This window comes from Anoxybacillus sp. EFIL (assembly GCF_013096955.1).
GTDB lineage: Bacteria > Bacillota > Bacilli > Bacillales > Anoxybacillaceae > Anoxybacillus > Anoxybacillus ayderensis.
On the sequence record NZ_SDLH01000001.1, the window covers coordinates 172,399 to 184,577 of the forward strand.

At 44.2% G+C, this 12,179-nt stretch carries 16 protein-coding genes; all 16 read right to left on the reverse strand.

Annotated features, from left to right (window positions below; all coding sequences use genetic code 11):
* Positions 1 to 38: 38 nt before the first annotated feature.
* On the reverse strand, positions 39 to 812 hold the full coding sequence (locus ES017_RS00835; protein ID WP_042533807.1) for a YlmH family RNA-binding protein: 774 nt from the start codon (positions 810 to 812) through the stop codon (positions 39 to 41).
* Positions 812 to 1,084, reverse strand: coding sequence for a YggT family protein (locus tag ES017_RS00840; RefSeq protein WP_026011805.1), 273 nt, complete (start codon positions 1,082 to 1,084; stop codon positions 812 to 814). The genes ES017_RS00835 and ES017_RS00840 overlap by 1 nt, the downstream gene beginning before the upstream one ends.
* 2 nt (positions 1,085 to 1,086) lie before the next feature.
* A complete protein-coding gene (locus ES017_RS00845; protein WP_021094886.1) occupies positions 1,087 to 1,509 on the reverse strand; it encodes a cell division protein SepF in 423 nt (140 codons plus the stop codon).
* Position 1,510: 1 nt separating this feature from the next.
* On the reverse strand, positions 1,511 to 2,194 hold the full coding sequence (locus tag ES017_RS00850) for a YggS family pyridoxal phosphate-dependent enzyme (protein ID WP_021094885.1): 684 nt from the start codon (positions 2,192 to 2,194) through the stop codon (positions 1,511 to 1,513).
* Between the two features lie 4 nt (positions 2,195 to 2,198).
* On the reverse strand, positions 2,199 to 3,002 hold the full coding sequence (gene pgeF, locus ES017_RS00855) for a peptidoglycan editing factor PgeF (RefSeq protein WP_171334612.1): 804 nt from the start codon (positions 3,000 to 3,002) through the stop codon (positions 2,199 to 2,201).
* A 69-nt stretch (positions 3,003 to 3,071) separates the two neighbouring features.
* Positions 3,072 to 3,314, reverse strand: a complete 243-nt coding sequence (locus ES017_RS00860; protein WP_021094883.1) for a YlmC/YmxH family sporulation protein — start codon at positions 3,312 to 3,314, stop codon at positions 3,072 to 3,074.
* Between the two features lie 104 nt (positions 3,315 to 3,418).
* Positions 3,419 to 4,198: an RNA polymerase sporulation sigma factor SigG gene (gene sigG, locus ES017_RS00865; protein ID WP_021094882.1), complete on the reverse strand. Its 780-nt coding sequence runs from the start codon at positions 4,196 to 4,198 to the stop codon at positions 3,419 to 3,421.
* Positions 4,199 to 4,263: 65 nt separating this feature from the next.
* Positions 4,264 to 4,983 carry an RNA polymerase sporulation sigma factor SigE gene (gene sigE / locus ES017_RS00870; RefSeq protein WP_009373545.1) on the reverse strand — a complete coding sequence of 240 codons (720 nt, stop codon included), beginning with the start codon at positions 4,981 to 4,983 and terminating at the stop codon, positions 4,264 to 4,266.
* Positions 4,984 to 5,031: 48 nt separating this feature from the next.
* Positions 5,032 to 5,925: a sigma-E processing peptidase SpoIIGA gene (spoIIGA, locus tag ES017_RS00875; protein ID WP_042533805.1), complete on the reverse strand. Its 894-nt coding sequence runs from the start codon at positions 5,923 to 5,925 to the stop codon at positions 5,032 to 5,034.
* A 138-nt stretch (positions 5,926 to 6,063) separates the two neighbouring features.
* Positions 6,064 to 7,185: a cell division protein FtsZ gene (gene ftsZ / locus ES017_RS00880; protein WP_021094880.1), complete on the reverse strand. Its 1,122-nt coding sequence runs from the start codon at positions 7,183 to 7,185 to the stop codon at positions 6,064 to 6,066.
* Positions 7,186 to 7,213: 28 nt separating this feature from the next.
* Positions 7,214 to 8,494, reverse strand: a complete 1,281-nt coding sequence (gene ftsA, locus ES017_RS00885; protein WP_021094879.1) for a cell division protein FtsA — start codon at positions 8,492 to 8,494, stop codon at positions 7,214 to 7,216.
* Between the two features lie 80 nt (positions 8,495 to 8,574).
* Positions 8,575 to 8,934: a small basic family protein gene (locus tag ES017_RS00890; protein ID WP_021094878.1), complete on the reverse strand. Its 360-nt coding sequence runs from the start codon at positions 8,932 to 8,934 to the stop codon at positions 8,575 to 8,577.
* A gap of 5 nt (positions 8,935 to 8,939) precedes the next feature.
* Positions 8,940 to 9,599, reverse strand: coding sequence for a DUF881 domain-containing protein (locus tag ES017_RS00895; RefSeq protein WP_042534023.1), 660 nt, complete (start codon positions 9,597 to 9,599; stop codon positions 8,940 to 8,942).
* Positions 9,600 to 9,667: 68 nt separating this feature from the next.
* A complete protein-coding gene (locus tag ES017_RS00900; protein WP_021094876.1) occupies positions 9,668 to 10,360 on the reverse strand; it encodes a DUF881 domain-containing protein in 693 nt (230 codons plus the stop codon).
* Positions 10,344 to 11,123: a cell division protein FtsQ/DivIB gene (locus ES017_RS00905; RefSeq protein ID WP_042533802.1), complete on the reverse strand. Its 780-nt coding sequence runs from the start codon at positions 11,121 to 11,123 to the stop codon at positions 10,344 to 10,346. Before ES017_RS00905 ends, ES017_RS00900 begins: the two co-directional genes overlap by 17 nt.
* Positions 11,124 to 11,254: 131 nt before the next feature.
* Positions 11,255 to 12,163, reverse strand: a complete 909-nt coding sequence (murB, locus tag ES017_RS00910) for a UDP-N-acetylmuramate dehydrogenase (protein ID WP_042533800.1) — start codon at positions 12,161 to 12,163, stop codon at positions 11,255 to 11,257.
* Positions 12,164 to 12,179: the final 16 nt, after the last annotated feature.

Below are 12,179 nucleotides of genomic sequence, written 5' to 3' on the forward strand. Positions count from 1 at the left end.
GTATGTGTCATTCGACATGTTTTGCGAAAATCCTGCTTTTATTTTGCTTTTTCGACAACGATGCGCCATTTTTCTTTTTTTGTTTGACCAGCAATCGCTTGTAGTCGGCAACGACCGTACCCGCGCAGCGACAATAAATCGCCTTCTCGGCATTCCATATGGGCTTGGTCAACCGTTTTCCAATTGACTTTCGCGAAGCTTTGTTCAATAAGCGCTTGTGCTTTTTGGCGCGATATGCGGAAACATTGCGCTAAAATGGCGTCCAGCCGCAAAGACGAAACGGTCAACGTCTCTTCCTCCCATTCTTCTTTCACATCAAGAAGTTCAGAGAGCAGTTGTTCTTCTAACGATACTTTTGCTTTTCCGATCGAAGTGACGTTCATTTTTACAAACGGTGCAATTTCTTTGGCGATGACAAACTGAATGACACCTTCAACGATGACGATATCCCCAAACTTTTCACGCTTTACACCGAGCGACAACAGAGCACCGAGCACATCGCGATGCCCGAGCGTCACAAACTTTTTCGGGTAGCGAACGGAAAACAACGATAATTGAAAATCATCTTCATTCGGTTGCAAGTACGGCGGGTATAGTAGTGCACGCTTTCGCTCTACAGACGATGAACCGCCAAAAAAAGCAACGTGCACTTCATCGTGATTGCCGACAATCGAGCGGACAATTTGTTGTTCACGCGGAGTTAAAAAATCTGTGAGTTTCGGAGCATATTGTTCCGTCACGAGCCGCTTCCATTCGCAAACGAGATCAATAAAATGATGCTCTTCCTTTCGAAAATGTTGATAAATGTCCATTACAACCCTCGACTGACCATATCTACTAATCCATAAACTCCTGCCGTCGCAAAGCGTAAAACGAGCAAGGCGACGATCGGAGAAATGTCGATCATGCCAATCGGCGGAATAAAGCGGCGAAACGGCTCTAAATACGGCTCGCAAATATTGGCGAAAAATTGTCCCACTTTCGTTTCGCGCGCATTCGGAAACCAAGACATTAAAATGTAAATAATAATCGCATACGAATATACTTCAATGACTGTTGCTAAAAAGTTTGCAATTGTATACAAATTTACCACCTCTTTATCGTCGGTTCATCGTCAGAAACAACGGAAATCGAGCCGCTTACATCGACATTATCTGGCGTGCATAAAAAAATCGTAGATCCGACTTGTTGAATGTCTCCGCCAATCGCATATACCGTTCCGCTTAAAAAGTCAACGATGCGCCGCGCTTGGTCACGATCGACACGATGAACGTTGACAACAACGGCACGCCGATTTTTTAAATGGTCGGCAATTTCTTGTACTTCGGCATAAGCGCGCGGTTCAAATAAAACGAGCTTGGACGATTTTTGCACGCTTTGTAAACTGACGACGTTTTGCTTTTGTTCTACTTTCGGTTGCTGGGCGACTTCTTCTTGTTCATATTCATCTTCTTCCCATTTTTCTTCATCTAAATCAAAAAAGTCGCGAATTTTTTTCACAAATCCCATTTTACTCCACCTCCTCCTCACCAACAAGACATGTACCGAGTCGAAGAAACGTTGCTCCTTCTTCTACCGCAATGACATAATCGTTCGACATCCCCATTGACAATTGTGTACAAGGGGCGTGCGGTAGTTGTTTTTCTTGCACGCGTTCTTTTAGCTCACGTAGCGTCCGAAAACAACGGCGAATCGTCGCTTCATCATCCGTATACGGCGCCATCGTCATCAACCCGACAACTTGAATACGTGAAAAAGCAGATAATGTTTCAATAAACGGCAATACGTCTTCTGGCGCTAATCCGTGTTTTGACTGTTCGCCTGAAACATTCACTTGCACGAAACATTTGATCGTCCGATTCGCTCGCTTGTCGATTTCTTCCGCTAACGACAGACGGTCAAGCGAATGAATGTAATCGACGTCATCAATGATTTGTTTCACTTTTCTCGATTGCAATGTGCCGATGAAATGCCACGTTGCTTCTTTTCCGATCGCTTCGTATTTGTGTAAAAAACCGTCGGCACGGCTTTCCCCTAAATGAACGATGCCCGCTTCGATCGCCTCTTTTGCCCGTGCGATGCTTACGTATTTTGTTACTGCCACAATTTGAACGTCTGATGCGTTTCGTCCTGTTTTTTCACACGCTTCCGCAATATGTTGTTGAATCGTTTGTAAACGTTGTTTAACCGTCATATGATCACCTCCAGCCAATAAGCGCCATCATTCTTCCTGTTTTTCCGCCGTCGCGACGGTGAGAGAAAAATAATGACTGCTCACAGCTTGTGCAATACGATGAAACCGCGATATGCTCGCTCGGAACACCTGCTTGTTGCAGGAGTTGTTTATTCATTTCTTTTAAATCGAGCGCATATTGTCCCTTACTTGTTTCATTATAAAGAGATTGAGGCGAGTTGACTAGCGCCTTTTGAACGAATTCAATGACGCGATCATCGACGACGTAACAACAACGGCCGATCGACGGACCGATGACAACGTAAATATCGCGCGCATCTACCCCTTCTTCGTTCCATCGCTTCACCATTTCTCCTGCGATGTTGTGAACGGTTCCTTTCCAGCCGGCGTGTGCTGCCCCAATTAGCTTTTTACTTGGCGCAAAAAAGTAAAGCGGAACACAATCCGCAAAACAAAGCGCCAACATGATGTCTCGCTCGCTCGTATACAGCCCGTCTGTATGCGGCAAAGCGGTGTCGTACGTGCGCACGCCTTTTCCCGCATGCTCTTTTGTCACTTTTTCTATATGCACGCCATGCACTTGGTCGGCACATACCCAGCGATCGAGCGAAACGTTCAGTTCGTCCGCTACTTTTTGTCGATTGTGATACACGACGGTTGGATCATCTTGCACGTGCATGCCGACGTTTAACGTCGCAAACGGTCCGGTGCTCACTCCCCCTCGTTTTGTTGTAAAGGCGACGACGACATGTTCCCATTGATCAAATAAAAGCAACGATTCGCTCGCTTGGCGAAATATATCGTTCATGATTCGACATCCTTTGTACAATTTTATCACTTTTTTTCCTATTTTATCACAGCTTGCCGAAAACGTGAATTATTCATCGCTATCTAATCGAACGAGAATGACGTCAGCGCCCACTTTCACAATATCGCGCCACGGAATGACCATTTCATCCGCCCGCCCAAATAAACCGAGCACTTTTCCCGTCCCGATAATAATGATGGCTTCAATTTGACCGGTCGTTAAGTTAATATCGATGTCTCCGATATTTCCAAGCCGCTTGCCGTTTGCGACATTGACGACATCTTTTTGTTGTAATTCAGAAATTTTCACCATGTTTCTCCGCTCCTTTTTCATTTTATGTACTTATATGTATGCATGAGCGAGTTGTTGTAGTCACGGACATAAAAAGCCCCCACCGTTTTTGGTGGAGGCGTCGTTTACCATTGAATGTTTTTATTCATTTGTTTAATGGCGGCTTTTTCTAAACGGGATACTTGCGCTTGGGAAATGCCGATTTCTTCAGCCACTTCCATTTGCGTTTTTCCTTGAAAAAATCGTTTGCGAATAATCATTTTTTCGCGCTCGTTTAAACGGCGAAGCCCTTCTTTCAACGCAATTTCTTCAATCCAATTTGTATCGCGATTTTTCTCGTCGCTCAACTGATCCATCACATAAATCGGATCGCCGCCGTCGTTGTAGATCGGTTCAAAAAGCGAAACAGGATCTTGAATCGCATCTAACGCAAATACAACATCTTCATGAGGCACGTCTAGTATTTTCGCAATTTCTTCTGCCGTCGGTTCTTTTGCTGTTTCGCTCATGATTTTTTCGCGCACTTGAAGCGCTTTATACGCAATGTCGCGCAGCGAGCGGGACACACGAATCGGATTATTGTCACGTAAATATCGGCGTATTTCACCGATAATCATCGGCACGGCATACGTGGAAAATTTCACGTTTTGGCTTAAATCAAAGTTATCAATTGATTTCATAAGTCCGATACAGCCTACTTGAAACAAATCGTCGACATATTCACCACGATTGTTAAATCGCTGAATGACGCTTAATACGAGCCGCAAATTCCCATTAATTAATTTTTCGCGTGCCGATATGTCACCGGCTTGCATTTGCCGGAATAATTCACGCATTTCTTCATTTTTCAGCACGGGAAGTTTCGATGTATCAACGCCGCAAATTTCAACTTTGTTTCTTGCCATGTCTTTCCCTCCTTGCAGGAGATGCTGTCAGCTTTCAGTATCTCCTTCGAAGGGAAAAATATGCATTACATCATTTTGTTAAACTCTTTTCGCAATCGTTTAATAATTCGCTTTTCTAAACGGGAAATGTATGACTGGGAAATGCCTAATAAGTCCGCGACATCTTTTTGCGTTTTTTCTTCTCCTCCAGTTAAACCGAAGCGAAGTTCCATAATTTGTTTTTCTCTGTCACTTAATTGATCGAGTGCGCGAAATAACAAGTTACGATCAATATTTGCTTCTAAATCTTTCGTAATGACGTCATCTTCTGTCCCTAACACGTCCGACAACAACAATTCGTTGCCGTCCCAGTCAATGTTTAACGGTTCGTCAAATGACACTTCGGAGCGCACTTTATTGTTGCGCCGTAAATACATTAAAATTTCATTTTCAATACAGCGCGACGCATATGTAGCGAGTTTAATTTTTTTCTCCGGATTAAACGTATTGACCGCTTTAATTAATCCGATCGTACCGATGCTAATTAAATCTTCAATGTTAATGCCGGTATTTTCAAACTTTCGTGCAATGTAAACGACGAGACGAAGGTTTCGTTCAATAAGTAGCGAGCGCGCGGTTTCATCTCCAGAAGGAAGTTTTTGAAGCAACATTTCTTCCTCCTCTTTTGTAAGCGGTGGCGGCAACGCTTCACTTCCACCGATGTAATAAATTTCGTCCGCTTTCAGCCCTAATTTTTTTAATAGTTTGTACCATACATATGTGAGACGTAATTTGAATAACTTCATAAAAAACCTCCTTCTATTTCAGCACGATCGGCCGTATAATCATAATAATTACGAAGCTTGCGACATCACGATATGCGGATGAACGATGCAGTTGTACTCACCGTCCGCTGACAGCGATGACGGAGAAAAGCCAATGAGCGCTTTTTTGACGGATGTCCATTGTTTTCCGTCCGACCATTGCACTTCGTCTGGCTTGATGGCTACGAGTAGCTGTTGCTCGACGCCAACGGCACGATACGGGACGAAACGTATTCGGCTCACCCATTCGCTCGGGATGTCATCTGTGTACGTCCGTTGTTGAATCATTTGTAAAACAGCTTGAGGGAAGATGTGTGCGAACGGTTGCAGTTCAACGATCATGACCGGCGTATTTGTTAACGGGTCTCGCAATTGATTTCCGCTATCGACTAATCCTTTTAACGATACCGTTTGTCCAACACATGTCACACGCACATGAATGACATGTTCAAACCGCAACTTTTTTTCCCGAATCGTTCCCATTTGCACTTTTGATAGTAGCCATAAAATTGGAAACATGATGATAACAAACAACCAACTAATAGAAGTCGAATGTGTGAGCCATCCGGATGAATAAGGCGTCATTTCACTTTCTAGCAAAAAGTGAAAGGCGACCATCCCTCCGCCAAGCATAAACGTTGCAAAGTAAAAAGCGAGCACATTTTCGATAAAAAAACGAAAGCGATGGAAACCGAAACAAATCCAAACGATGACAAAAGAGATGACGAGTTTCGTTACGAAATGAGATGTCATATAAGCAAAAGGAGTGAATACGAGCAAGACGAGCAGCGAACCGAACAACGCAGAAAGCATAAGTCGCCATAAGCGCACGCGACGCTTCAGCATGATCGCTGCAAGCCATAGCAACATCGCATCGAAACAAAAATTTAATAACCATACGACATCGGCATAAATCAGCGGCATCCCCTCCTTATCTTGAAACATCTTGAAACTAGTATATAGCACTTCCAATAGAAAAGTGTGTCAAACGATGACGTCATTTCTTTAGAGATTTTGTCAAATGATGAATAAAAAAAACGCCCACGAGTCGTGAGCGTTTTTTTAACGGCGACGATTGCGGTTGCGCAAAAAGGCCGGGATGTCGAGCGGATCTTCTACTTGTTGACCGCGCGTTGGCGGATAGTCGACGACTGGCTCTTCTTTTTTCTCGCGCTTGACGCCAACCGTTGGTTTGACAACGGCTTGTCGCGTTGCTTTTGCTTGGTTAACTTCTTCGTTAAATCCTGTCGCAATGACAGTAACGATAATTTCGTCTTTTAAGTTTTCGTTAATGACAGAACCGAAAATCATATTGACATCTTGGTCGGCAGCGGATGCGACGATGTCGGCTGCTTCTTGCACTTCGTACAAGCTTAAATTCGTGCCGCCCGTAATGTTCATTAACACCCCTTGCGCACCGTCGATCGACGTTTCTAATAGCGGGCTTGAAATCGCCTTTTTCGCAGCTTCTGCCGCGCGATTTTCCCCTGTTGCGACACCGATTCCCATCAGAGCGGAACCTTTATTTGACATAATTGTTTTCACATCAGCGAAGTCTAAGTTAATTAATCCCGGCACAGCAATTAAGTCGGAGATGCCTTGTACGCCTTGACGAAGCACGTTGTCTGCTTCACGGAACGCTTCTAACATCGGCGTATTTTTATCAACAATTTCTAATAAACGATCGTTCGGAATGACGATGAGCGTATCGACCGCTTCTTTCATCGCTGCTATACCGCTTGCCGCCTGCATCGCACGTTTTCTTCCTTCGAACGTAAACGGCCGCGTAACGACGCCGACTGTGAGCGCACCTAAATCGCGCGCAATTTGAGCGATGACTGGAGCCGCCCCTGTTCCTGTTCCTCCGCCCATGCCGGCTGTAACGAATACCATATCGGCCCCTTTAAGCGCTTCTTCAATTTGTTCTTTACTTTCTTCCGCCGCTTTTTTTCCTACTTCTGGATTTGCCCCCGCACCTAATCCGCGCGTCAATTTCGCTCCAATTTGCAGTTTAATTGGCGCTTTGGATAAGTTTAACGCTTGGGCATCTGTATTGACCGCAATAAATTCAACACCTTGTACTCCATGTTCAATCATGCGGTTGACAGCGTTGTTTCCGCCGCCGCCGACACCGATTACTTTAATTGTCGCTAACTGATCAACAGTCGTGTCAAACTCCAACATGACATAATCCTCCTAGCCATTCAAATTGTCATTCAAAAAAGTATCCGAAAAATTTCTTTACTTTCTGTCCTAAATGTTCTTCTTTTTGTTTCGGTTTCGCTGGCGCTTTATGCACCTTTTTTTCCGCTTGGAAATCGTTTGCCGCTCCGGAAGAAAGAACAGGGACGTCTCTTCCTTGCAACTTCGCATTTTTATAAGAGAATTGAATTAAACCGACACCGTTTGTATATTGCGGATCGCGCACGCCAATATAATCTGGCATCGCCACGCGAACGGTATGGTTAAATATCGCTTCCGCAAGTTCTAATACGCCCGGCATATTTGCTGTGCCACCAGTCAGCACATATCCGCCAGGCAAGTCGCGAAATCCGCGTCTCCGAATTTCTGCTTGTACCATTTGTAAAATTTCTTCTACCCGTGCCTCAATCATATCGGCAATTTCTAATTGAGTAAATTGTTGATGTTGATCGGTGCCGATAATCGGAACGCTGAATACTTCTTCATCAGAAGCGAGATCGTAAAACGCATGTCCATGTTTTAGTTTAATGCGTTCTGCATCTTCTGTCGACGTGCGCATGCCGATCGATAAGTCTTTTGTAATATGTTCGCCACCGATCGGAAGCACGGTCGTCGCCTGTAAAAATCCTTGTTCAAATACGGCAACTGTCGTCGAACCGCCACCGATATCAACGAGCGCAACACCTAAATTTTTCTCATCTTTCGATAACGCAATCGACGCTGCCGCCAGCGGTTGAAGACATACGTCAAGCACTTGTAATCCCGCTCGTTCTACACAACGAAGCACGTTATGTAAAGCCGTTTTTGATGCGGTAATCATCGTGCCTTCCATTTCTAAGCGAACGCCTAGCATGCCGCGCGGATCGTTAATTCCGTCAAGCCCATCGACGATAAACTGTTTCGGAATGACATCGATAATTTCGCGCTCTGGGGGAATGGAAACGACTTGTGCCGCTTCAATGACGCGCGTCACATCTTCATTTGTAATTTCTTTATTTTCGCTTGATACAGCAACAATCCCGTTGCACGGCTGAAGTTGAATATGATTGCCGTTCACTCCGACAATCGCGCCTTTAATCGTTACGCCGACCATCCGTTCTGCTTGTTCAACCGCTCGTTTAATTGATTGTACTGTTTCATCTATATCAATAATAGAGCCTTTTTTCAGCCCTTGCGATTTCACATTGCCGACACCGATAATGTTTAACTGATCATTGATCATTTCGCCAATGATCACTTTTACACTAGATGTACCGATGTCAAGACTAACATAAAAATCGTTGCTGTTCATTCTGGTGGCACCTCCTTTACAAAATGAACGTTGCTATGTATATCAACACTATATTCCACATTCGAACAGCATTCCCTTTTTTATAAGCGATTTTTTTGGCGGTTTTCTAACCATTTCGTCAGCAAAATTCGGCGGATGACAGCGATGTTTTGAAACAGGCGCACACCGAACGCAAATACAGCTGCTAAATACAAGTCTACACCAAGATGAACACCGAGAAAAGCTAAACTTGTTGCTAAAATAATATTAAAAAAAAATCCAGATACAAATACGTGCTCATCGTAAATATTTTGTAAATGGGCACGAATACCGCCAATGAGCGTATCGAACGCCGCCAGCACAGCGATAGATAAGTAGCTCGAATATTCGCTCGGAATGCGCCAATCCGTCAACAATCCGAGCAGTATGCCGAGCAGTAAACCGAGCAATGGAAGCCACATCCTTTTCACCTCCTAGCCTCTTCGACCGCTTCCATTTGTTTCACACGCACCGCACCATCGTATGGAGAGATGACGACCCGTTGTTGTGGCTCTGAAACGGTAAGGAGCAAATTTTCAAGCGCAAAGTCATCGGCAATGGTTGATGCTTTTAGTCGGTTGTACATTTTTTCAGCATCAGGGGTAATCACTTTTATTTCAATTGGAAAGGAACGAAGCGGATACGAATCAACTTTCGTCACACCGTTAATGTCGCGAATGACCGTTGTGTTAACAAGGCGTTGATCGGCAATCGATATATGTTCAGCTCCGTACATATTTAATTCGTTAATTAGCCGGCGCAGTAAATCTGCGGATATCGTATCGCTAACCGGACCGACGTATGATTCGTCATACATTTGCTCAATATAAAGCACGACCCCTTCACCGACAACTTCTGTCAGTCCCGCTTCTTTTTTCAACTCCTCTACCGTTTGGCGCAAAATAGCCCCTTTATTTTCTGAACGTTGCTGTTCGTATTTTTCTAACGTCTCTTCATATTTTCGAATTTCATTTAACAGCTGTTTATGTAACTCTTGTTCTTTTTGTAAATCTCGTCGTATTTCCCATATGTCACGTGTATCGCGCACATCAGGCTCTTGGCTCGTCTGAAATTGGACCGCTAACATAAAGCCGATAATAAGCGAAACAAACGTAAAATGCCATATCGTTTTTCGCGTCAACGGCGCCCCTCCTTTTATTTTTGCATCATCGGTTCCATCGTCACTTCTGACTTTTCTACAATATCCACAACAATATGATCGCTCGTCAATTGATCTTTGACGCCACCGGCAATCGTTAACGCTGGAATGAGCACGTTCGGATCGCCGATCGCTTGAATGACAAACGGAGCGGGATGCTGTGTCCCATCAATTTCAATGACCGGACCGTTACAAACGATGTACGAACGATGCGATAGTCGCTGCCCGTTAATCGCCACCGCCGATGCCCCTGCAATCCATAGCTCGTTTACAACTTGAAATACGTGTTGCTCATGAACAATATAGTTTGTCGCATTCGCTTCAGAAGGGATGTACGACGCGTCGGATAACGTCACTTCCACTCCTTTTCCTTTTACCTTTACTTTTCCGAGATACATACGCAATCGTTCTGCATCTTCGACGAGGTTAAAATACAATTGTTCTTCGTTTGCTAGCTCTTTTTCAATTTCACGCACGCGTTGTTGTTTGTTAAATAGTTCCGCTTGCAGTTTGCGATTTTGTTCTTGTTGCTCAATTAACTGCTCGCGGTATTCGTACTCTTTATTCCATTGGCGTTCTAGTTGACGGTTAGCTGTTTCTTTTTTTGCCATTTGGTAGGAGAGGACTAACATAAAGCCTAAAACTAAGCAAACGAACGATAAAACGACGTGGTTACCGTTCATTTTCATCTTTTTCATTCCCTTCATCCGCTTCGTACGGCTTGAAATATGTGCTCATCTCTAGATGAAGAACACCTTTTATCCCCGGTTGCAACTGGCTGACAATCGAAGGATAGTGAACGATTTTTTCCGCAAAACGATCAATCGTCGCACTCACTTCTATGCCATCATTCATATAGACGGTAATATGTCTTCGGTCAGATGGGCTTGGGGTGTAATGAATTTCTGAAATGAGGTTTAAAATCGAACTTGGCGTATGTGCCAATTGGGCAGCCATGTCTTGAATAGCCTCCCCTTCTTTCCATCCAATTAAGATGGGGGCATCGCTCGGAATCGCCCGTTTGACATCCGTTAACACTTTTCCATTCTCTAAAATCGGCAGGAACGAATGCTTGTCCAAAATGTAAGCGATGCGCTTTCGTTCGACGATCACGATGTCAATGCGATTCGGAATTCGTTTTTTCACGCTTACTTCTTTCACTTCTGGATGTTGTTGAATGCGCTGTTCGACTTCGTCTTTTTTTACTTTCCAAAAGCTTGTTTTTTTCGTCACACCGCTTAATTGAATGACATCTTGAGAAGCGATATGCCGATTCCCTTCCACGTGGATGACCGCGACATTGCTAAGCGGCGACTGGGCATAAATGACAGCTAACAAAAGCATAAAAAATAGAGCGATATATACAATGAGTAAGCGATTCGCGCGCTGTCTTCGCTGCTCTTTCAACTTCGGTACACGTTCTTCAAGAACAACAACTTTTCCTTTTTCCATTCACTCCACCTCGGTCGATGGACCAAATCAAAATAACAAGAAAACTAACGGTGCACGTCAGCAACCGTTAGTTCATTGTTTCAAAACTTATTATAGCATAATATAGAAAAAATTAGGATGGGGAAAATGTATTACTTCCGCCCAACAATTTCAACTTCTGTTTGCAACGAAACACCGTATAAATCGTAAATGGTTTTTTTCACGTAATCGATGAGCTCGAGCACATCTTTTGCCGTCGCTCCGCCTGCATTTACAATAAAATTCGCATGTTGTTCTGAAATTTTCGCTCCACCGATCGTATAGCCTTTTAATCCTGCTTTTTCAATTAACTGTCCGGCGTAGTGAGGGAGCGGATTGCGGAAAATGCTTCCGGCGCACGGATAGTTCCACGGTTGTGTTTCGCGGCGGTAATCTTTATTTTTTTGCATCGCTGCGACAATTTCGTCGCGGTTTCCTTTTTTCATTTCAAGTGTTGCTGCGACACAAATGCCTTTACGCTTTGTTTGTAAAACGGATGTGCGATACGAAAATTCCATTTCTTCATTCGTCAACCATTCGATCGTCCCGTCTTCAAATAAAATTTGTGCTTTTTTGACGATGCGCGACATATCGGAACCGTGGGCGCCCGCATTCATATATACCGCTCCGCCAACCGAGCCCGGAATACCGCCAGCAAACTCAAGTCCAGACAATCCTTGTTTACTAATGACTGTCGCCAGTTTAATAAGCGAATAGCCACCGCCAACCGTCACTTCTGTCCCGTTTATTTGTAAGTCGTCTAATCCTTCGCCAAGTTTAATGACGACGCCTTCAATGCCTTCGTCTAGCACGAGCAAGTTCGAACCGCGGCCGATCGCACGCCAACGGACGTTATATTTTTTCACGATTTCCATCGTCTTTTTTAAACGATCTATATTTTTCGGCTCAACAAACAAGTCAGCTGGTCCGCCGATTTTCATTGTCGTATGATTTGCCATTCGTTCGTTCTCTTTCACCGTTCCAACGTTTGCTTCAAGCAGCTCTTCACGTAGTTTTTCCAATGTTCTACCTCCTCTA

Bases quoted from the DNA above. Each gene is read 5' to 3' on its own strand.
- ES017_RS00835 (WP_042533807.1), bottom strand. From the start codon at position 812: ATGGACATTTATCAACATTTTCGAAAGGAAGAGCATCATTTTATTGAT.
- ES017_RS00845 (WP_021094886.1), bottom strand. From the start codon at position 1,509: ATGGGATTTGTGAAAAAAATTCGCGACTTTTTTGATTTAGATGAAGAA.
- ES017_RS00850 (WP_021094885.1), bottom strand. From the start codon at position 2,194: ATGACGGTTAAACAACGTTTACAAACGATTCAACAACATATTGCGGAA.
- pgeF (WP_171334612.1), bottom strand. From the start codon at position 3,002: ATGAACGATATATTTCGCCAAGCGAGCGAATCGTTGCTTTTATTTGAT.
- ES017_RS00860 (WP_021094883.1), bottom strand. From the start codon at position 3,314: ATGGTGAAAATTTCTGAATTACAACAAAAAGATGTCGTCAATGTCGCA.
- sigG (WP_021094882.1), bottom strand. From the start codon at position 4,198: ATGGCAAGAAACAAAGTTGAAATTTGCGGCGTTGATACATCGAAACTT.
- sigE (WP_009373545.1), bottom strand. From the start codon at position 4,983: ATGAAGTTATTCAAATTACGTCTCACATATGTATGGTACAAACTATTA.
- spoIIGA (WP_042533805.1), bottom strand. From the start codon at position 5,925: ATGCCGCTGATTTATGCCGATGTCGTATGGTTATTAAATTTTTGTTTC.
- ftsZ (WP_021094880.1), bottom strand. From the start codon at position 7,185: ATGTTGGAGTTTGACACGACTGTTGATCAGTTAGCGACAATTAAAGTA.
- ftsA (WP_021094879.1), bottom strand. From the start codon at position 8,494: ATGAACAGCAACGATTTTTATGTTAGTCTTGACATCGGTACATCTAGT.
- ES017_RS00890 (WP_021094878.1), bottom strand. From the start codon at position 8,934: ATGTGGCTTCCATTGCTCGGTTTACTGCTCGGCATACTGCTCGGATTG.
- ES017_RS00895 (WP_042534023.1), bottom strand. From the start codon at position 9,599: ATGTTAGCGGTCCAATTTCAGACGAGCCAAGAGCCTGATGTGCGCGAT.
- ES017_RS00900 (WP_021094876.1), bottom strand. From the start codon at position 10,360: ATGAAAATGAACGGTAACCACGTCGTTTTATCGTTCGTTTGCTTAGTT.
- ES017_RS00905 (WP_042533802.1), bottom strand. From the start codon at position 11,123: ATGGAAAAAGGAAAAGTTGTTGTTCTTGAAGAACGTGTACCGAAGTTG.